The organism is Embleya sp. NBC_00888, assembly GCF_045207655.1.
GTDB lineage: Bacteria > Actinomycetota > Actinomycetes > Streptomycetales > Streptomycetaceae > Embleya.
Genome location: NZ_CP108785.1, coordinates 1178847 through 1198449, shown reverse-complemented (window position 1 = coordinate 1198449; position 19603 = coordinate 1178847). Strand labels below are relative to the sequence as shown.

The window sequence follows — 19603 nt, the reverse complement described above, 5'->3', positions numbered from 1 at the left end:
CTCGGCGCGCGAACCGGGCCCTCTCACGCCCCGTCGTGGTACCGCCAGTCGGGTCCCTCGACCGAGTCGGCGGCAGGAACTCGACCGCACAGCGCGCCTACGTGGGGTGGCCGTTCGGCTCAGGCGCGAGGGCGGGAGCGGAGGAGGTTGCCGAAGGCAAGTTCTGCGTGCCGGAGACAGCGGGGTCTCCCGGTCCGGACGCATGTCCCAGCCGGGCGCTCTTACTTCAGGTCGGCGAGGAGGTCGTCCAGGGCCCTCTTGAGGGCTGCGGCGTTGGCCGGATCGAACCAGGTGGTGCGGATGCGCTCGTTGCTCCCTTTGGGCGTCTCGTGGTCGGCGGCGAGTTGGTGCAGAGGGCGGGTCTCGTCGCCCAGGGAGCGGCCGACGTTCTGGAAGAGGCCGCGCACGTACCGATCGGCGGCGTCGGCGGCGATGCCGTGGCCGGTGGCCCACTCGGTGAGCGTGGCGAGGTAGGCGTAGTGGGCGGTGAGCGTCCCGGTCAGCGCGGAGAAGGCGTTGAAGGCGTCCTCCGCGACGGGGAGCGCTCCGCCCAACTGGTCGAAGAGAGAGTCCACCATCGGGTGCGAGGGGCAGGTCACGGTGACGGAGCGGCGCTCACGTACGGCGGGCAGCGGGATGGCGCGGACGATCGGCGCGCCGGTGGCCAGGGTTCGGCGCAGGTCGTCGGTGGCGACGCCGGCCATCAGATTGACCACGGTCTTGTCGTCGTCCATCTTCAGCCCGGCGAGCGCCTCGCGGTGGTCCTGGCGGCGCACGGCGATGATCACCAATTCGGAGCGGTCCAGCACCTCCTGGTTGTCGGCGCACACATGGACGCCTTCGAAGCGCTCGGACAGTTCGGCGGTGGTGCGGGCCCCTCGGGGAGAAAGGAAGACGTCCGGCGACGCACCGCCCCCGTTGCGCAGGCCCTCGACGATGGCCCGGCCGATCTCGCCCACTCCGATGATGCCGATGCGCTGCACTGTGTCTTCCTCCATGGTGCGTTGTGGTCGTGACCCGTGGTGGTGCGGTCTGTACGGTCGTGATGAATGCCGTCGGTTCCTCGTGTGCGAAATCGAACGGAGCCGACGTCACGTCGGTCGCGGTCTTCTCCACAGCATTGTGACCGCGACGACGCCCGCCAGGCAGGGAATCATCCCGGCCCGGCCCGGCTCCGGCGGCAGTCCGGTCGCGCCGGAGGTGTCCTTGGTCGACAGCCCGGCCAGTCCGACGCCGGTGCCGAGCACGAACATCACGGTCGCGGCGGGGCGGGCCCACCGCTTGCCTGCCTGAACGGCCCAGGCCGTGGTGAGCCAGGCAAGGACGCCGAGCGCTCCGATGACGGACAACACGACCAGACAGGTGGTGACGGCCGAGTCGACCCGCGCCCGGGGGTAGCCGGGATGGCCGGCCCGGATGTGGTCGGCCGGCAGGTGTGGGAGCAGCGGGAGTTCCCAAAGAGCGCAATCGTCGGGACCTGTGGATCGGACGAGTTCGGCTATTGATTCCGGCGGTCCGCGTCGAGTAGTTCGGTGAGGCGGCGAACGGCGAAGGAGACCAGCGGCTGCACCGGGATCAGTCGACATGGGGCGTCGCCGACCAGGACCTCCTCGATGCCGGCCTGTTCCTCGAATTCGCCGCCGATCGTGGGGAAGTACCTCCCGTTGTCGTTGCCGACGTCGAGCGTCTCGACCCACACCCGCTCGCCGTCGAGGTCCCGCGGGAAGCGACGGACCTTCAGACGCGGGTCGGGTGTGAGCGTTTCGGCATGGTGCAGGAAGGTGTTGCGGTCGTGGCCGACCCCCACGAGGAGGATGTGGCCTCCGAGGTCGTGCAGGCGGCCGAACGGCGACGTACGGCCCACCGCGAATCCGAGCGTCTGACGGCGAACGATGTCGGCTGCCCGAGCGCCGATGGCGGCGACGGACGCCTGCGGATGCGAGCTGCGCACGCTCTCGGGCAAGGAACGCACGAGTTCGGGGACGGCGCCCATACCGGTGGATGGCAGGTCGGGATGAAAGGTGGGTACGGCCGCGCGGCGTTCGATCACGGCGGCATCGGGGATACCGACGTGACCGTGGTCGGGATCGGCGACCTGCCAGGTGAAGGTGGGAACAACGAGCGTTCCGGCCGGGCCGAGTACGGTGCGCAGGCTGCCGATCACGGTGGCGGCTCCGCCGTCGACGCGGCCGATGCCGGACATGGACGAGTGCACGATCACCGACATGCCCTCCCGGACCCCGACCTCGCGCCATCCCTCCACCAGTTCGGTGTCGGTCAGCCCGTCGGTTCGCGGCTCGGTCGTGCGCATGCTCGGGGATCTCCGTCTTCGAAGGTGGTGGGGTGCATGGTTTCTCCGTCAGTTCGCCAGGGCCGCGCGGAGGAACGCGAGGATCTCCGCCTGGGCGGCCGCGGCCTGTGGTTCCAGCGCGGGCAGGGTGAGGAACGCGTGCTTCGCTTCCGGGTATTCGGAAAGTCGGACGGGTGTCCCTGCCTCGCGCAGCCGCTCGGCGTAGCGGCGGCCGTGATCGGCGACCGCGTCCTGGGTGGGCACCACCACGAGCGCGGGGGCGAGCCCGCTCAGGTCGTCCGCGTACAGCGGCGAGACTGTGCCGGCGTCGGCTCCCGACGGGACGGCGAGCCGTTGGAACAGCCGCAGTAGCGGCAGGGCCCGGGTCGGGCTGTACGCGTACTCGGCCATCGAGGGGTAGTCGAACATCGTCCCGGTCACGTCGACCGCGGGGTTGACCAGCACCTGCGCCTTGAGGCCCAGGCCGGCCTTCCTGGCCCGGACGGCCGTCAGCGCGCTGATCAGCGCGCCGCAGCTCTCGCCGAAGACGGCCGCGCGCGCCGGGTCGACGCCCCACTGCGCGGCGTGCCGCACCACGTGCTCGAGCACGTCCCAGCCGTCGTCGGCGGCGTTCGCGAGCGGGCTGTCGGGGGCGAGGAGGCGGTGCTCGACCGAGACGACGAGGGCGGGCAGTCGGGCGGCGAGGTGGCTGTTGGTCCAGTCGCACTGCACCGCCGTGCCCACGAAGCCGCCGCCGTGGACATGGATCACGAGTGGCAGGTCGGTTCGGGTCGCGGCTTCGTCGTCTCCCGTCGGGGCCGGCCGGTAGACCCGGACCGGTAGGTCGCGGCCGGGCAGCGCGATCTCGCGCCAGGCGATCGCGGCGCCGGGATCCGGTTCCCCCAGGATCGTCCGCGCCGCGTCGGAGGCCCGGAAGCGGTTCTCCGCGTCGCGGTAGGCGAGCAGTTCCTCGGTCGTGATCGTCGAGAAGTCCGGCTCCGGCGGCCGTGTCGCGGTCGTGGTGTCGCTCATGTCTTCCTCTCCCCTCCCGGCCGGATGCCGGGTGTGTCATCGCGGTCGGACAGTGTCTTGTCCTCATTATGCACGCGGTGCGTGCAACAGCAAGTGCATAGGTTAGGCTGAGTCCCGACGAGAGGGGCGAGATGACTGGCCGAAGGCGATGGTCGACCGAGGAGATCCTGGACACGGCGGCGGAACTGCTGCGCACGAGCGACGCCGAGTCGTTCAGCGTGCGCAAACTCGCCGCAGCGCTCGGGACCGACTCCTCCAGCCTCTACCGGCACTTCCGCAACAAGACCGAACTGCTGCGCGCGGTCGCCGACCGGATCCTGCTGGCCGCCATGGGCGGCTATCGCCCCGAGGGCGACTGGAAGCCGCGCGTCACCGCCTTGGCCGTGTGCCTGCGTGAGGCGTTCGGCGAGCAACCCCAACTCGCCGCGGTGTGGGGGCGTTACGGGTCCGGCGGCACCGGATCCCGATTGGTCATGGAGGAGTTGCTGCAGGCCTTGCGCGCGTCCGGCCTGCCCGACGAGGAGGTCCCGGTCTGCTACCACCGCATCGTGATCCTCCTCGCCGCGTTGATCGCCTCCGAGGCCGGTATCAGCACCGTCACCCCCAAGGAGTACGAACAGGGCATGGAGCAGTTCCGCGTCGCGGTGCTCGGCGCCGACCCCGAACGCTTCCCCGCCCTGGCCCACTTCGCCCGCGACATCCGCCCCCTCGGAGCAGACCGCCGCGCCGCATTCGAAGAAATCCTCGCCGCCCACCTCGCCCACATCGAGGCCCGGATCCCCTGACGTACCGGATCACGGCGGTGTGGGCGCGCCGGGTCCCGACCTCGCCGAGCAATCGACCGACCGGCAGGACCGTCCGGACCCGCGCACGTTGGCCACGCATTGCCCCCGACCTCGCATCGGATCGCCGGGTTGGCGTTCGACAGCCGGAGCACTGCCCAAGCCGACCTCGACGACACGCTGCGCCGCCTCGACGACACGCGCCGCACCGGCTCGCGCGGGTACATCCCCGACTTCTTCGACAGCACCCTTGCCGTCGTCGAGTTCACCGCGGTAGCACCCCCGCTCCGGCCGCTGTCGCGATCACCCCCACCTCGGCTCCCGCCACCGGAGGCACCGTGACCGGCACCGACTTCACCGGTGCGACCATCCGGCTCCGCAGACGATCCGCAGGACGCTGCCTCGGTTCGTTCCTTCGGATCGTCGGGCCGGCCCGGTGGATCGCCGACGGTGGACGTCATCCGTCAGTCGTTGAGCGCGGCGCGGAGGGCCGGGGTGTGGTCGGCGGCCCAGGTGGCGAAGGTGCGGCCGGGGCGGCCGGTCAACTCCGCGACGGTCGAGAGCACTTCCTCGGGCACCTCCACACGCCGCGCCTGGTAGGCCAGGACCTTGTCGACCACCTGCGGGGGCCAAGCCGTGGCCGACATGCGTTCGCGTGCCGCGGCGGGGGAGAGCTCCTCCCAGGACAGCGATAGTCCTGTTGCCTCCGCGAGGGCGGCGACCTGCTCGGCCTGGGTGATCACCGCAGGGCCGGTCAGGACGTAGCGGCGTCCGCTGTGGCGCGGCTCGGTCAATGCCAGTGCGGCCACTGCCGCGAGGTCGGCTTCGTGGATCGGGGCCGTCGCCGCGGCGCCGTAGGCCGCCCGCACGCTTCCGCCGGTGCGCAGGTCGGCCATCCAGCGCCAGGCGTTGGCCATGAAGCCGTGCGGGCGCAGGAACGTTCAGTCCGGCACCGCATGTTCGACGAGCTTCTCGACCGCACCATCGGGTCGCGACGGATCGTCGTCGGCAACCACGGAGGACAAGTAGGCGATGCGGTGGATCCCGGCCTCGACCAGCGCCGCCACGGCCTCCTCGGCACCGTCCACGGTCACGAACGGGGCCGCGGCGTGGAGGCTGACATGGCGCGCGCCTTTCGGCCAGGTCGTCGAGGAGCGCGTCGACGAGGTCGCCTTTGGTGGGGAAGTGCCGGTAGAAGGTCGTGGCCCCGACGCCGGCCCGCTGAGCCACCTCTTCGATGCTCACCTTCGGCCCGCCTTCGGCGAATGCCGAACGGGCCGAGCCGGGAACCGCTGAGCCTGGACTTCTTCAGCCTTTTCGAGGGCGGGCAGTCCTTGACGCTACGCCACTTCGTGCACCACGACAGCCCGGACGCCGACGACGCCCGTGACCTGGCCACCCTGCTCGACCACGCGGTCCACGGGAAACCGACCGGGCGTGTCCCCGGCTTCTCGAATCGGTCGCTCTGCAGCGACGACCAGGCGTGACCCGGGCTTCTCGGACCGGTCGCTCTACAGCGACTCCGGCGTCACCGAGGATGCCTCGCGTCCGTGACGCGGTCCCGCGATGACGGTTCCTGAAACGACAAGTCGGTGCTTTGCCGGCGTGTTCGTGTCGTCCGTTGTTTGTTGCACTCTTTCGCGGGTGTGGCCGGGCGATGCCTGCCACGCTGGAGCTTCGTTTCGGGTACGGAGGCACGTGCGTGGGGCCGACGCGGGCGTTGGTGGTGGGGATCGGGCGTTTCGCGGCGATGGGGGCCGGCGAGGTGCCGGTGGGTACGCGGGCGTGGGCGGACCTGCCGTTTGTGGACCAGGTGGTGCCGCCGGTCGCCGCGGCGCTCAACCGGCTGGGGTATGCGACCGACGTGCACAGGGATGTCGGTGCCGTCGCGTTGCGATCGGCCGTGGGCGCGGCGCTGGGGAGCGCCCGGGTGGTCTACGTGGCCGCCCACGGGGACGCGGGGACGGCGAATCCGCACCGGGTGGACGTGGTGCCGGCGGACGGGTGCGTGGGCGCGGGGACGAACGCCGCGCAGTGGGTGGACGACGCGCAGACGCTGGGTGTGCCGACGTTGTTCCTGTTCGACCTGTGTCGATCCGGTCGCGCCGCCTCGCTGCCGCACCTGGTGCACGGGTCGGACACGCCGGCTAACGCCTGGGTGATCGCGGCGTCCGGTGGGGGCGAGGACGCGTACGACGGAAGGTTCAGCATCGCGCTGGCGGAGGTGTTCGAAGAGGTGGCCCGCACCGGGCTGGACACCGATCCGGCGCGGTCGCACGTACCGTTCTCGACGGTGGCGCGCCGGGTGCGACAACGGGTCGAGCGCATGCCCGGCCCGGTGCAGACCGTGCAGAGCACGGCGATGGTTTTGGCCGAGGACGAGCCGGACCTGCCGTTCTTCCCCCACCCCGGCCACGACCCGAACGCGGCGCGCCTGACCGGTGTCGAGCCCGCGCTACGAGTGTTTCTCGATCCCTCGGACGCGCGGCACTTCACCGACAAGGCCGGCGGGAGGTTCACCGGGCGGCGCTCGCAGTTGCGGGTGCTCGCGCCGTGGTTGGACGACGTCGCCGCGGGCGGCCTTCGGGTGGTGACCGGTAACCCCGGAGTGGGCAAGTCGGCCCTGCTGGGAGCGTTGGCGTGTGCGGCGCATCCCGAACTGGTCGCGGTGGCGGGGCACGTGCGGGAGCGGCTGGACGCGCGGGACCCGTCGGGGTGTCCTTCGGTCAACGATCGGCTGGCCGCCGTGCACGCGCGAGGTCGGACCTCGGGGGAGGTGTTCGGGTCGGCGGCTCGTCAACTCGATATCGATCCCGGCTCGGGCGTGCCGTTCGACGTGGCGCTGTTCATGGCTCTGTTGCCCGCGGTGGGCGAGGTGCCGGCGGTGGTCGTGGACGCGGTGGACGAGGCATCCGACCCCGCCGCGTTGTGCGCGGACCTGGTCCGCTTGGCCGGCGCGGCCCGGGCCGACGGCACGCCGGGCGTGCGGTTGCTGGTGGGCACCCGGCGGTGGCCCACCTCTACCGCGCTGCTCGAACGCGCCGCCGCCGTCGGCGGTCTGGTGGACCTGGACGACGCCGACCCCGACGAGGTCCGCGAGGATTTGGCGGACCACCTGAACGCCCGCCTGGCCGATATCCCTGCGTACCGCCCACCTCGCAAGCGCGCGATCCGCCACCGCCTTGCCCACGCGATCGCCGATCGGCTCGCCCCGCACCCGGGAGGCAGAGTGCCCTGGGGAGCGTTCCTGGTCGCCGAGATCTTCACCCGCCATCTGGCACAGGTCCCCGCACCGGACGGCCCGGACGAGGCGGGGGAGTTGGGTGGCTCCGCACCCACCACCCTGCCGGCGGTACTCGATCTGGACTTGGCCGCCCGGACGGACGGGCCGGGCGTCCGCGCCATCCTGTCGGCACTGGCCCTGGCCCGAGGCGAGGGCATGCCTCTGGACGTGGCCCTGCCCCTCGCGGGCCTGTTCGCCGATCTCGACCCCGAACGCGCCCGAACCCTCCTGCCCGACGCCCTGTTCTACCTGCGGGCAACCCCCGACCGGGACGGCACCCTGCTCTACCGGCTTTTCCACCAAGGACTCGTCGACCACCTCGTCCGATACCCGGCGACGGGCGTGACCGTGCCCACGCAGGGACAGGTCCTGGACCACCTCCTCGCTGCACACACCACGTACGACGGCCCCACCCGCACCTGGGCCAGCGCCCCTCCCTATCTCCTGCGCCACGCCCCGGCGCACGCCGAATCCGCAGGCTGCGTGGACGAACTGCTGACCGACACCGAGTACTTGGTCCACGGCGACCCGACCGCCCTCGTCCGGGCGTTCCCGCGCGCCGGCACCGACGAGGCCCTGTTGACCAGAGCCGTCTATCGCGCCTCCATCGGCCTCCACCGCCACACCGACCCGGCCACCCGCCGCCGACTGCTCGCCACGGACGCCGCCCGCTACAAGGCCATCGCGTCGGCGCGCGCGTTCGACGACGGCATCGAGGCCGGCGCCTGGACGGTCGTCGCCGCCACGGGCGGAATGCCGACTTCCGCGCTACGCGACACCATGACGGGGCACGCCAACCTCGTGAACGCGGTGGCGTGCACGATCCTGGACGGGCGGCCCGTCGCCGTCACCGGGTCCAACGACTGCACCGTGCGGATCTGGGACCTGATCAGTGGCACCCCCCTCGGCGAACCCCTGACCGGACACAGCGACAGAATCGAGGACGTGGCGTGCACGACCCTTCAGGGGCGGGCCATCGCCGTTACCGGTTCCGCCGACAACACCATGCGGATCTGGGATCTGGCCGCCGGCACCCAAGTCGGCGAACCCATTGCCGCACAGTTCGGCGACGTTGCCGGGATCGCGTGCACGATCCTCGCCGGACGACCCGTGGCGGTGACCGGCTCCGACGACGGGATCGTACGGGTCTGGGACCTGATGACCGGTACTCTGCATGGCGAACCCCTCACCGGACATACCGACTGGGTAGCCGCGGTCGCGTGCACGGAACTCGACGGCAAGCCTGTCGCGGTCACCGGCTCCGACGACCAAACCGTGCGAATCTGGGACTTGACCACCGGCACCCAGCGCGGCAAACCGCTCATCGACGACACCGGCGTGGCCTCGATCGCATGCGCGACGCTCAACGGACGGTCCGTCGCGGTCACCGGCTCCGTCGACGCCACGGTGCGGATCTGGGACCTTGCCACCGGAACCCCGCTCGGCGAACCCCTCACCGGCCATACCGGCCAGGTGACCACCGTCGCCTGCACCGTGCTCGACAAGAAGCCCGTCGCGGTCACCGGGTCCTTCGACGCCACGGTGCGGATCTGGGACCTCGCGACCGGAACCCCGCTCGGCGAACCCCTCACCGGCCACAGCGACGGAGTGAACGCGATCGGTTGCACGGTGCTCGAGGGAAGTCCCGTCGCGGTCACCGGCTCCTACGACAACGACGTGCGAGTGTGGGACCTCACGACTGTCCAAGTCGGCGAACTCCACACCGGACACACCGAAATCGTGACCGCAGTCGCGTGCACCGTGTTGCACGGTGAGCCCGTCGCGGTCACCGGGTCCTACGACAACGACGTGCGGATCTGGAACGCGACAACCGGTGCCCAACTCGGCGAACCCCTCACCGGCCACACCGACTGGGTGAACGCCGTCGCCTGCACCGAGTTCGACGGAAGACCCGTCGCCTTCACCGGCTCCGCCGACCGCACCGTGCGGATCTGGGACCTGGCCACCGGCACCTCCCGCGGTGAACCTCTCAGCGGACACACCGGCGCGGTGAGCGTGGTGGCCTGTTCCCCCACGTGGAACGGTCCACGCCTCGCGGTATCCGCGACCGATTACAGGGACGCCACCACATGGACCTGGGACCTGGCCACCGGCGTGCAGCGCGGTGAACTCCGCGCGGAAGACGCCGGGTGGGTGAGCGCGGTTGCGTGCACGACCGTCCACGGGCGCGCCGTCGCGGTCACCTCGTGTTCGGACGGGACCCTGCGGGTCTGGGACCTGGCGACCCGAACCCAAGTCGGTGAACTCCTCGCCGGCCAACCCGAATCGGTGATCGCGATCGCGTGCACGACCGTCGACGGAAAACCCGTCGCTGTCACCGCCTCGGCCGACGACGCCGTGCGAATACGGGACTTGACCACCGGCGACCCGGTCGGCAACGCCCTCTTCGGACACACCGACCGGGTGAATGCGGTCGCGTGCACGACGCTCAATGCAAGACCCGTCGCCGCCACCGGCTCCGCCGACCGCACCGTGCGGATTTGGGACCTGACCAGCGGGCGATGCATGGACCGGATCCCCCTACCCGGAGTCTGCGGCGCACTCGCCTGGGGCCGGGACGGCCACCTGATCGTGGGCTTCGACCAGGACATCGCGGTGCTGCGCCGCAAGCCACACACCCCCAGCGAAGGCTCGCTCGACGGAACGAGCACCGTCGTCATCCCCGGGGTGGGCCCATGACAGCCGCGATCGTCGGCGTCCACGGCATCGGCAACTTCCGTATCCCCAGGGAGGGTTCATGATGGCAACGATCGTCGGCGTCCACGGCATCGGCAACTTCCGCCGCGGCGAGACACCCGGCGAAGCCGCACGCACGCTCGGGCGGGTCTGGCGGACCCACCTCGCCACCGCTCTCCACCGCGCCGGCGGACCGGCGCCCGAGGTGTCCGTGGCCTACTACGCCGACCTGCTCCGCAAACCCGGCCGACAAGGCGCCGGCGACGACCTCGACGACCTGGACGCGTCCGAGGCCGAGTTCGCCCGCCGATGGCTGGACGTGTTCGACATCCCGACGGGCCTTCCCGCGGGCGAGTCGACCGTCGAGGTACGCCAGGCCGTCGAGACCCTCGCCCGCATGCGCTTCCTCGGCCCACCCGCCACGAGGTGGTTCGTCGCGCTCCTGTGCCGCGAGGTCACCACCTACCTGAACCACCCGGACAATCCCGCCCGCTCCGCCGCCCGGGCCCGGGTCACCGACATCCTCGAAACCACCGGCGCCCGCGTCGTGATCGCCCACTCCCTCGGATCCGTCGTCGCCTACGAAGCCCTCTGGGCCCGGCCCGACCTCGAAGTCGACCTCCTGGTCACCCTCGGTTCACCCCTGGCCCTGCCGCACGCGATTCTGCCGCGCCTGCGACCGGCACCCGTCGACGGCCGAGGCGCACGACCGCCCGGTGTCGCCCGCTGGGTCAACCTCGCCGACCCCGGCGACATCGTCGCCGTCCCCCAGGGCGGCATCGCCCGCACCTTCACCGGCGTCGACACCGACGAACACACCCTCATCCACACCTTCGACTTCCACCACGCCAAGAACTACCTCGCCCACCAACGCCTCGGCGAAATCCTCCGCGACACGCTCTGACGCCTCCGAACGGCGAAGACGCAGGAGAGCCGACCCGGCCTACCCGTAGGGTTGCCGTCCCTGGGTCGAACACCGCCGGGAGTCCTCGTCGTTCACCTCCTTCGTCGTGATGGCGCCCCGGACCCCGGAGCCCGGACCCCGGATCGAGGGCCCGTGTCGACCACGGCCACTCGCCGCGCGCTCCGCGACAGGGGTCGTCCCGGCCTCGCGGCGGTTTCGTCGACGGATGCCGCGGGCCGGCGTGTCGAGTTCATCCGGGAGGTCGATGATCCCTGTTCCGGCCAGTGTGGGTCTTGTTCGCGCCGGTTGCGGCGCATCGGGGTTGCCGGGGTTGTCCGGAGGGACAACCTTGCCGCGTCGAGGGGCTGCGCCCGTGGGGGGCGAGTGCCCGTACAGCGGAGGGGGGTCTTCAGCGGTGGCTTCTCTGAATTACGAAATCCTCATCGACCCGGCTCCGCTCCAGGTGTCGGAGCCCGGCGGGGAGTCCCCGGGAGCGGTCTACATCGTCGTCACCAACCAGACCGGCGCCGACGTGACATGGGGCTCCATCGAGGTGCGAGTGCCCGTCGGGAACGCCGAAGGTGACCTGACGACCGCTCCTGCCGCGATCAACGCGCGCATCGAGCAGAACACCGCGACGGACAAGGCACACGAGCCGAAGGTCGCCCGGGACGCAACGACGGGTGTCGTCCGGGTGACCCCACGGAACAAGGCGCCGTTCGGGAAGGCCGGTTCCCTGGTCCTGGTCCTGGACGACTTCCCGGTCTCCGCCAAGCCGGGGGTGGTTCTGCCGCGGGTGGAGGAAAGGCCGGTGAAGGGTGCCCCGAGGAAGCCCGTGATCCTGAGCCTGTTGAAACAGGCACCCGGGGTGCCACGCAACTTCCGCGCGGACAAGACCCTGCTGGGCGCGAACGACACCGTCCGTCTGCTGTGGGACGGACCCGACACCTTCACCTACGCGATCAAGGGCCCGGACGGCTCCATGCAGACCGTCACGAAGGGGACGGCCGGCTGGGAGTGGTCGCCGAAGAAGGGCGACGAACCCAAGCGCGACGCCACCTACACCCTGATCGCCACCCCCTCGACCGGGAAGCAGCCCGGGTACTTCCTCACCACCACCGTCCACCTGCTCGGCCCCGAGTTCGACAGCGTCACCGCCACCGCCGGAATGCACACCCCGTGGGTCAAGGGCACCGAGGTCGATGGGCGGATCCACTTCACCCCGCAGGGGGCGGAGATCCGCAAGGATCCCGAAAAGCGGGGAATCCTCACGGCCGACAAGGCGGCACTACGGGACCTGGACACCACCGGCAACGCCGTCGTGGGCGGCGCTCTCACGGTCATGGGCGACGTGGATGCCAGGAGCGCGCTCACCGTCACCGGCGATGTGGACGCCAAGGGCGGCCTCAGCGTCACGGGTGATGTGGACGCCAAGCAGAATTTTCGCGCCGCTCGCAACGTCGAACTCAACGACTTCGTCACCCTTGGCAACGTCCGGGTCCGCGGTGCTCTCAGCGTCGCCGGCGACGTGGACACCCAGAACGGTGTGCGAGCCGCGGGCAACGTCATCGTCGGCTGCAGGCTCATCGTCACAGACCATGTGGAGGCCGGGCACGACCTGCACTTGGCCGGGAAGGCCGTCGTCGGCGGTGACCTCACCGTCGGTGGCAGGGTGGACTCGGGAGGCTGATCGCACGCGGCCCGGAACGCGGTGGTCGAGGGTGACCCCGTCACAACGGCGGAGTGGACGCCGGAGGCGAGCTGCGCGCCGCGAGTAGAGGCGTCGTCGGTGGTGACCTCGACGACGTCGGACAAGCAACACACATCGGATTACGGTTGCCTCGCAGGCCCACGTGGACCGGTGGGGCAACCGTCGGTAGCGAGCAATCCGGCCCGCGTACGTGCGCGAGTGGGTGCGAGGTGGATGGTGCGTGGCCGGTGTCCGAGAGGGTCCCCACGACGTCCGCGTGAACGAGACGACCTCGGTGCCGTATGCGGGTGACTCCCAGGTTGTGGTCCCGTCCACGGCGACGAAAAGCCGCCTCGGAGCCGCCCCTTCCGGCGGCGCGGAGCCGACGACGGGCCGAGATATCGGGGACCGTCGCCCCTGACTCTCGAGGCGGTGCAACCCGCCGGAGCCGCAGGCACCGTCCGAGTCGAAGAGAGCTTCTGAACTGCAGCTCTCCGCAACCGAATCGGTGATGCCGGAGGAATCACAGCGGGATGAGCCGGAGGGCGAGAGCCGTGCCACCTGGCGCCTCGGTACTGTGACTTCGTATGACCGACAGCGAGATCGAGATCACCGCGGACCTGGTCCGCGACCTGCTGCAGGAGCAGCATCCGGACCTTGCGGGGCTGGCCGTCCGCGAGGTGGCGGGCGGCTGGGGCAACCAAATGTGGCGCCTCGGGGACGAGTTGGCCGTGCGCATGCAGCGCATGGACCCCACCCCGGAGCTCCAGCTCAAGGAGCGGCGGTGGCTACCCGTGTTGGCCCCGCGCCTGCCGCTCCCGGTGCCGACCCCGGTGCGGTTCGGCGAACCGTCCGAGCGCTTCCCCAAGCACTGGACCGTCATGACGTGGGTGCCCGGCGAGCCGCTGGACCACGGCTCGATCACCCGCGGCGCCCACGCGGCCGACACACTGGCGGGTTTCCTCCGGGCGCTCCACGTGGAGGCGCCCGCCGAGGCGCCGATCGCCACGGACCGCGGTGCCCATCCCGGGAACTGCGCGGACGGCTTCGACCACTTCTTCGAAGCCGTCGTCCCCGGCGGCGTTGCCGACGAGGTCCGGGCCGTCTGGGACGACGCCGTTGCGGCCCCCGAGTGGGAGGGCCCGCCGGTATGGGTGCACGGTGACCTCCATCCCGCGAACGTCGTCGTCTCGGACGGAACGCTCTCGGGCATCGTCGACTTCGGTGACCTGTTCGCCGGCGATCCGGCCTGGGACCTCGCCGCCGCATGGGTGCTGCTACCCGCGGGCACGGCCTCACGGTTCTTCGACATGTACGCGCATGCGGACGAGGCGGCGGTCCGGCGCGCCCGCGGGCTGGCCGCCATGAAGAGCCTCTTCCTGATGCTCATGGGGCAGAACGGAGATCGGGGCCTTCCCGGCGGCAAGCCGAACTGGGGACCCGCAGGTCGCGCGGCACTTGATCGTGTCCTGAAGGGCGTTTGATGCACGCCTCGTGTTTGGCGTTCAACGTTTCAGGCTGAACGGCGCCCAGGCGCTGGGTTGTTCCTACGAAACCGTCCGGATTCGGCTTACGGACGACAACCGGCGATCACCGCACATGCAGCCGACCGGGTGGTTCCACCTCGACGACAAGGTGTGCTTGATTGCGGCGGACGGCGGGTTTCACGCCCGCATCTTCGGGCCGATGACCGAGACCCAATGGGCCGAGTTGACCGAGGCGTTCGTCCGATGCGGCGGCGGTGAGCGAACGCCCCCAGCGGGGGTCCGGCCGATCGCGCGGTGGTCAGCGGGCCGTCGGGGCCTCGCCGCAGAGCAGGGGTTGCAGGAGCGGAACGTACAGGTCGGCGACCTCGTCGGGGTCCAGTTGGGTGAGCCGGTCGGCTTGGACGGTCGCGTAGAGGGCGCCGAGGCCGAGCAGCACGCCGATGGCCATCTCCGCTCGCAGCGGGGCGCCTGGGCCGGGGAGGCGGGCGGCGAGGGCGTCGATGACCTGCGTGCGGAAGTTGGCTCGTGCCTGTCCGCCGAGCTCCAGGTGGTGGCGGGAGAAGGCGATGCGCAGGATCGGGTCGCGGGTCTGGCCGCGTTGGGTGGCGAGCAGGTGCAGGACCATGTGCCGGGCGAGGCCGTCCAGGGGGGCGTCGAAGAGGGCGGTGGCGTCGGCGTCGAAGGTGAAGACCTGGGTGAACAGGCGTTCCTTGGAGCCGTAGTACTTCATCACGAGCGCCGGGCTGACGCCTGCGTCGTCGGCGATGGCGGCGATGGTGGTGTCGGCGTAGGCGTGGCGTGCGAAGGCGCGCCGGGCCGCGGCGAGGATGTCCGCGCGGCGGGCGTCGGCGTCACGCGGTCGTGCCGGCCGGTCCGGGGTCGGATCGGGCGTCGGCGGCGGTGCCGGTGTCGGCGGGTTCTTGGACGTCTTTCGCGAGCGGGCGCTGCGCGGGGAGGCGGAGCTCGGGTCGGGCATCTTGTTCAGTCTCCTGGAGGGGGGACGGCGCGGGTCGTGGCGGGTGCGGGATGAGGCAGGCGGCCGCGCAGGCCAGCAGCGCAACCGCGCCTGCCGCGGCGAAGGCGATGCGGTACCCGTCCAGGGTCGGCGCCGCCACGGCCACGCCCGCCGTGTCGGCGAACAGGCGGGTGTGCTGGGCCAGTACGGTGGCGACCACCGCGCTGGACAGGGCCTGCCCGATGGTGCGCATGAGGACGTTGAGGCCGTTCGCCGCGGCGGTCTGCTCCAGCGGCACCGCCCGCATGATCAGCATGGGCAGAGCGGAGTAGGCGAGCGCCGTGCCGACCGAGACCACGGCCGCGCCCGCGATGACCGCCCACAATTGCCGACTGTCGGCGAAGCGCAGTCCGTAGCCGGCCGCGATGACCACCGTGCCCAGGATGAGGGTGGCCTTGGCCCCGCGGGCGGCGGACAGGCGGGCGGACAAGGAAGCACACAGCACCATGATCACACCGCTGGGCAGCAGACATGAACCCGCCGCGACCATCGAGAGTCCCAGGCCGTACCCGGTGGCCCGGGGCGCCTGGACCAGTTGCGCGGTGACGAGGGAGTTGGCGTAGAAGGCGAACCCGGCCAGCAACGCGGCCAGGTGCGGCAGCAGAACCGCCGGGCGCATCGCGAGACGCACGTCCACCAGCGGCTGCGACACGCGGCGCTGTTGGATGGTCCAGCCCGTCAGGATCAGCAGCGCCGCCCCCGACAGACCCAGCATCCGCCGACTGCCCCAGCCCCACTCACCCGCCTTGGACAACGCCAGCAGCAGAAACACCAGCCCCGCACTCAGCCCGCACGCCCCGAGTAGGTCGAAACGCCCCGGTGACCGGACCGGCTCCTCCCGCAGCAGCCGCCATGCCAGGGCGAGCACTCCCGTCGAGAGCACGGTCATGGCCCAGAACATCGCGTGCCAGTCCGCGTACTGCACCAGCAGCGCGGCCAGCGGCAGGCCGAGAGCCGCGCCGATGCCCACCGTCGAACTCATCAGCGCCACCGAGGAACCCGTCCGCTGCGGCGGCAGCACACCCCGCAGGAAACTGATCGACAGCGGCACCACCGCCGCGCCCACACCCTGCAGCGCCCGCCCCACCAACAGCCACGGGAGGGTGAAGGCGAATGCGCACACCAGCGACCCGGCGGCGAGCGCCCCGAGCGCGAGCAGCAGCATCCGCCGCTTGCCGTACATGTCCCCGGCACGCCCCAGCAGCGGGGTGGCGACCGCGCCGGTCAGCAGCGTGATGGTGACCACCCACCCGACATCGACCGGCGCCGCGCCGGTCAGACCGGGCAGCAGCGGAAGCAGCGGCACGACCGCGGTCTGCACCAGCGTGGTGACGATGCCGCCGGCCGCCAGAACGGCCATGACGCGACGGTCGGCGGTCGGAGACGTCGACGGATGCGAATCAGTCGGCACAGCGGAACTCCCTCGAAGGTGAATGGCGTTCACCACCTTAGGTGAACGCCATTCACCTCGCAAGAAGGGCCGGCCATCGCCACCTGCCACGGCGGCCCGCAGGCACCGAGCCGGCCGTCGACATGCCCGCAGCCCTTTGCCCCAGGGCGCCGCGGCCTGTTGGCCGGATCATTCGGTTGTCGTGGCCCTGCGTTCGGGTAGCTACGGCAGTGGGACAAGTAGCTCAGGGAGACCGGGGGCGGTCAACTGGTCGTGCTGTGCGTCGAGGGACTGCCGGGCGGTCGAGGTCCGGGCGTAGCCGAGGCGGACGTGCCCGGCCGGTGTGGTGCCGGCGCAGGTGGACATCGGGCAGTCGTGCGATTCCACGCGCTTGAAGTCGTCGTCGCTTACGGCCCCGACCGGTTCATGAGGGTGTTTCGGACGCCCAGTCGTTTGCGACAACTCATCAAACATGATCGCCGCAGGTCGAGCGCCGGGCGAGCGGGTGTTTCACGAGCGACCACCAGCGACCACCCATGAAACGCGCCCCGCTCCCGGGTGCCATGCCCGTCAAGATCCGAGGGTTGCGGCGCGGTCGCGGTTGGCACGGATTTCGTCATGGTGGTCGGCGGCCCAGCCGATCAAGGACGTGACGATCTCGTGCAGGCCACGGCCCAGCGGGGCAAGGGTGTACTCGACGCGCGGGGGCACTTCGGCGTAGGCGGTGCGGGTGATCAAGCCGTCCTGCTGGAGCCGGCGCAGGGTGAGGCTGAGCATGCGCTGGGAAATGCCGGGGACCTGGCGTTGCAGGTCGGTGTAGCGCAGTGGGCCGGACTCCAGGACGGCGATCAGGAGCAGGCTCCATTTGTCGCCGATGCGGTCCAGGATCTGCCGGATGAATGCCATCTGGTCCGCGGGAATGGCCGCGCACGGCCCGATCGCCGCAGCCCTCGCGATGTCGGCCTCGCTGGTCGTCCCCATGACGCACATTCCTCTCCGGCACGCACACGGATGTGCCTTTTGTAGCGGCTTCCAGACTGGTCACCATGGCGTTACGCACAAGTCGTAGGAATTGGAGGTCCATGGTGAATGTGGACGTTGTCATCGACGGCCGCTACGGCGTCCCCGGCGCACAGCACAGCGACACCCTGCTCGACCTGCTGCGCCCGGACCGGACCGACACCCACCCGGTCACCCCCGCCGCCGGCGACGCCCCGGTCCGCGGCCCCGACGGCTGCGCCGTCCTCGGGCGCACCTGACCTCCGCCGCCTCTCACCCGTCTCACCGCCCCGCCGCCTTCCGGCTTCGGCTCACCCTTGAAAGGCCCTCATGTCCTACCTGCTGCACATAGACGCCTCCTCGCTCAGCGAGGCATCCATCTCCCGCAAGGTCGCCCAGTCCTTCCGCGCTGCCGAATGGCACGGCCCGGTCGTCCACCGCGACCTCGCCGTCTCGCCCGTCCCCCACATCTCCGCGGCGGGCATCTCCGCCCGGATCACCGACCCCGCCCAGCACACCCCGGATCAGGCCGGGGCCGCCAAACTCCAGGACGAACTCATCGACGAGTTCCTGGGCGCAGGCGCCTACCTCTTCACCGTGCCGCTCTACAACCTCTCGATGCCCTCGGTGTTCAAGGCGTGGCTGGACCAGATCATGGTCGACGGCCGCACCCTCGACTTCGCCAACGGCGCCCCCACCACGGGCCGACCCGCCGTGGTGATCTCCGCCCGTGGCGGCGGCTACGGCCCCGGCGCCCCCAACGAGGGCCGAGACCACCTGGTCCCCACGCTGGAGACCATCCTGGGCTGGTCCCACACACTCGGACTCGACGTGACCACGGTGACCCCCGAGCTGACCATGGCCCCCGACATCCCCGCGATGGCCGGTCTCCTCCCGCTGCACGAGGCATCCCTGGCCGAGGCACACGACCAGGCCCGTCAACTGGCCAAGGACATCGCCCGGCAGGCCGCCTGACCCGCCCCACGCGGCACGCGAGGCGACCGGTCACCACCACCGATTACCAGTTACCAGGCCGGCAGGGCAATCACAGGACGAGCACGAGCTTGCCGCCGGGTCGGCGGGACCGGCTGAGTTCGGCCGCTTCCTGGATCTGGTCGAGCGTGTAGGTGCGGGCGACCGGTACGACCAGGATGCCTTCGCCGGCGAGCCGGGCGAACTCGTCCATCCGGTCATAGCGGATCTCGGTGGTGATCCGGACGCCCAGTTCGGCCGCGGCGGCGAAGTCCGAGACGGTGAGGACACGGTCGGGATCCCCGGTCAGCTCGATCAAGGTCGGTAGCGAGCCGCCGGCCGGGCTGGGCTGGTCGGCGCGGTCGATCCGACCCCCGGTCGGCGCCGTGTCCAGGGCGCGGTCGACGCGGCCTCCGGCCAGTGCGCCGACGCGTTCGGCCATGCCCTCGCCGTAGGCGGCCACCTGGGCGCCGATCCCTTCCAGGGCGGCGGCCCGAGTCGACCCGGCGGTGGCGATCACCCGAATACCCCGGTGCAGCGCGAAGCGCACCGCCGCCTCACCCACGGTGGTGCCCGCGCCGTGGACGAGCAGCAACTCACCCGACTGGACGCCGAGTTCGTCGAGCGCGCGGCACGCCGTCTCGGCCGCCATCGGCAGCGCGGCGGCCTGCTCGGCGGTGACGCCTTCGGGGATGCGTGCCCAGGCCGGCATCAGCGCGTACTCGGCGGCGCCGGCCGTCGGGCCGTGGAAGGTGGCCGGGCCGAACACGCGGTCGCCGATCCGGACGCCGGTGACGCCCTCACCGAGCGCGTCGACGGTGCCCGCGATCTCGAGGCCGAGCCCGCGCGGCAGCGGCGGCAGATGGTCGGCGAGGAGACCGTCGACGACGTGCCAGTCGGCCGGTGTCAGGCCGCACGCCCGCACGGCGATCCGGATCTGACCGGGTCCCGGCTCCGGTTGTGGGACGTCGCGGAGCACGATCACGTCCGGGGAACCGAACCGGTCGAATTGAAGAGCCTTCATGACGATCTCCCGCGTGATGACAGCATCTGTTGTCATTG

General features: G+C 71.0%; 19 protein-coding genes. 9 read left to right on the top strand and 10 right to left on the bottom strand.

What is annotated here, in order from left to right:
* Positions 1-221 precede the first annotated feature (221 nt).
* From OG948_RS39460 to OG948_RS39445, 4 genes are all read right to left on the bottom strand, one after another.
* Positions 222-998, bottom strand: a complete 777-nt coding sequence (locus OG948_RS39460) for an NAD(P)-binding domain-containing protein (protein ID WP_331769794.1) — start codon at positions 996-998, stop codon at positions 222-224.
* Positions 999-1091: 93 nt separating this feature from the next.
* Complete coding sequence (locus OG948_RS39455; RefSeq protein ID WP_331769793.1) at positions 1092-1352, bottom strand: hypothetical protein; 261 nt, start codon at positions 1350-1352, stop codon at positions 1092-1094.
* A 146-nt stretch (positions 1353-1498) separates the two neighbouring features.
* The gene (locus OG948_RS39450) at positions 1499-2311 is read right to left on the bottom strand and encodes an AAC(3) family N-acetyltransferase (RefSeq protein WP_331769792.1); all 813 of its coding nucleotides are present in this window, start codon (positions 2309-2311) and stop codon (positions 1499-1501) included.
* A 48-nt stretch (positions 2312-2359) separates the two neighbouring features.
* Positions 2360-3322 (bottom strand): alpha/beta hydrolase, encoded by a 963-nt coding sequence (locus tag OG948_RS39445; RefSeq protein ID WP_331769791.1) that lies wholly within the window; start codon positions 3320-3322, stop codon positions 2360-2362.
* Positions 3323-3453: 131 nt separating this feature from the next.
* On the opposite strand from OG948_RS39445, the gene OG948_RS39440 reads away from it, so the two are divergent.
* Entirely contained in the window at positions 3454-4107 is a 654-nt protein-coding gene (locus OG948_RS39440) for a TetR/AcrR family transcriptional regulator (protein ID WP_331769790.1), read from the top strand.
* Between the two features lie 129 nt (positions 4108-4236).
* Positions 4237-4446 carry a hypothetical protein gene (locus tag OG948_RS39435; RefSeq protein ID WP_331769789.1) on the top strand — a complete coding sequence of 70 codons (210 nt, stop codon included), beginning with the start codon at positions 4237-4239 and terminating at the stop codon, positions 4444-4446.
* Positions 4447-4568: 122 nt separating this feature from the next.
* On the opposite strand, the gene OG948_RS39430 is transcribed toward OG948_RS39435, so the two are convergent.
* Both OG948_RS39430 and OG948_RS39425 read right to left on the bottom strand, forming a co-directional pair.
* Positions 4569-5021, bottom strand: a complete 453-nt coding sequence (locus OG948_RS39430; RefSeq protein WP_331769788.1) for a hypothetical protein — start codon at positions 5019-5021, stop codon at positions 4569-4571.
* A gap of 24 nt (positions 5022-5045) precedes the next feature.
* Positions 5046-5192, bottom strand: a complete 147-nt coding sequence (locus OG948_RS39425) for a hypothetical protein (RefSeq protein ID WP_331769787.1) — start codon at positions 5190-5192, stop codon at positions 5046-5048.
* Between the two features lie 177 nt (positions 5193-5369).
* Between OG948_RS39425 and OG948_RS39420 the strand changes: the two genes are divergently transcribed.
* The 5 genes from OG948_RS39420 (at position 5370) to OG948_RS39400 (ending at position 14162) form a co-directional block, all read left to right on the top strand.
* Positions 5370-5591: a hypothetical protein gene (locus OG948_RS39420; protein WP_331769786.1), complete on the top strand. Its 222-nt coding sequence runs from the start codon at positions 5370-5372 to the stop codon at positions 5589-5591.
* Positions 5592-5806: 215 nt separating this feature from the next.
* Entirely contained in the window at positions 5807-10087 is a 4281-nt protein-coding gene (locus OG948_RS39415; protein ID WP_331769785.1) for a hypothetical protein, read from the top strand.
* Positions 10088-10145: 58 nt separating this feature from the next.
* A complete protein-coding gene (locus OG948_RS39410; protein ID WP_331769784.1) occupies positions 10146-10988 on the top strand; it encodes a hypothetical protein in 843 nt (280 codons plus the stop codon).
* 415 nt (positions 10989-11403) lie between these two features.
* Positions 11404-12678 (top strand): hypothetical protein, encoded by a 1275-nt coding sequence (locus OG948_RS39405; protein WP_331769783.1) that lies wholly within the window; start codon positions 11404-11406, stop codon positions 12676-12678.
* Positions 12679-13265: 587 nt separating this feature from the next.
* On the top strand, positions 13266-14162 hold the full coding sequence (locus OG948_RS39400) for an aminoglycoside phosphotransferase family protein (protein WP_331769782.1): 897 nt from the start codon (positions 13266-13268) through the stop codon (positions 14160-14162).
* Positions 14163-14463: 301 nt separating this feature from the next.
* On the opposite strand, the gene OG948_RS39395 is transcribed toward OG948_RS39400, so the two are convergent.
* From OG948_RS39395 to OG948_RS39385, 3 genes are all read right to left on the bottom strand, one after another.
* Positions 14464-14994, bottom strand: coding sequence for a TetR family transcriptional regulator (locus OG948_RS39395; RefSeq protein WP_331773447.1), 531 nt, complete (start codon positions 14992-14994; stop codon positions 14464-14466).
* Between the two features lie 22 nt (positions 14995-15016).
* Entirely contained in the window at positions 15017-16540 is a 1524-nt protein-coding gene (locus OG948_RS39390; protein ID WP_331773446.1) for an MFS transporter, read from the bottom strand.
* 600 nt (positions 16541-17140) lie between these two features.
* Positions 17141-17560 (bottom strand): winged helix-turn-helix transcriptional regulator, encoded by a 420-nt coding sequence (locus OG948_RS39385; protein WP_406300548.1) that lies wholly within the window; start codon positions 17558-17560, stop codon positions 17141-17143.
* Between the two features lie 92 nt (positions 17561-17652).
* Here OG948_RS39385 and OG948_RS39380 point away from each other — a divergent pair, with 92 nt between their 5' ends.
* Positions 17653-17829 (top strand): hypothetical protein, encoded by a 177-nt coding sequence (locus tag OG948_RS39380; protein WP_331769779.1) that lies wholly within the window; start codon positions 17653-17655, stop codon positions 17827-17829.
* A gap of 70 nt (positions 17830-17899) precedes the next feature.
* Entirely contained in the window at positions 17900-18544 is a 645-nt protein-coding gene (locus OG948_RS39375; RefSeq protein ID WP_331769778.1) for an NAD(P)H-dependent oxidoreductase, read from the top strand.
* Positions 18545-18614: 70 nt separating this feature from the next.
* On the opposite strand, the gene OG948_RS39370 is transcribed toward OG948_RS39375, so the two are convergent.
* Positions 18615-19565, bottom strand: coding sequence for an NADP-dependent oxidoreductase (locus OG948_RS39370; RefSeq protein WP_331769777.1), 951 nt, complete (start codon positions 19563-19565; stop codon positions 18615-18617).
* Positions 19566-19603: the final 38 nt, after the last annotated feature.

Bases quoted from the DNA above. Each gene is read 5' to 3' on its own strand.
- OG948_RS39400 (WP_331769782.1), top strand. From the start codon at position 13,266: ATGACCGACAGCGAGATCGAGATCACCGCGGACCTGGTCCGCGACCTG.
- OG948_RS39430 (WP_331769788.1), bottom strand. From the start codon at position 5,021: ATGGCCAACGCCTGGCGCTGGATGGCCGACCTGCGCACCGGCGGAAGC.
- OG948_RS39375 (WP_331769778.1), top strand. From the start codon at position 17,900: ATGTCCTACCTGCTGCACATAGACGCCTCCTCGCTCAGCGAGGCATCC.
- OG948_RS39370 (WP_331769777.1), bottom strand. From the start codon at position 19,565: ATGAAGGCTCTTCAATTCGACCGGTTCGGTTCCCCGGACGTGATCGTG.
- OG948_RS39380 (WP_331769779.1), top strand. From the start codon at position 17,653: ATGGTGAATGTGGACGTTGTCATCGACGGCCGCTACGGCGTCCCCGGC.
- OG948_RS39385 (WP_406300548.1), bottom strand. From the start codon at position 17,560: ATGTGCGTCATGGGGACGACCAGCGAGGCCGACATCGCGAGGGCTGCG.
- OG948_RS39450 (WP_331769792.1), bottom strand. From the start codon at position 2,311: ATGCGCACGACCGAGCCGCGAACCGACGGGCTGACCGACACCGAACTG.
- OG948_RS39460 (WP_331769794.1), bottom strand. From the start codon at position 998: ATGGAGGAAGACACAGTGCAGCGCATCGGCATCATCGGAGTGGGCGAG.
- OG948_RS39410 (WP_331769784.1), top strand. From the start codon at position 10,146: ATGATGGCAACGATCGTCGGCGTCCACGGCATCGGCAACTTCCGCCGC.
- OG948_RS39420 (WP_331769786.1), top strand. From the start codon at position 5,370: ATGCCGAACGGGCCGAGCCGGGAACCGCTGAGCCTGGACTTCTTCAGC.
- OG948_RS39440 (WP_331769790.1), top strand. From the start codon at position 3,454: ATGACTGGCCGAAGGCGATGGTCGACCGAGGAGATCCTGGACACGGCG.
- OG948_RS39390 (WP_331773446.1), bottom strand. From the start codon at position 16,540: ATGGCCGTTCTGGCGGCCGGCGGCATCGTCACCACGCTGGTGCAGACC.
- OG948_RS39445 (WP_331769791.1), bottom strand. From the start codon at position 3,322: ATGAGCGACACCACGACCGCGACACGGCCGCCGGAGCCGGACTTCTCG.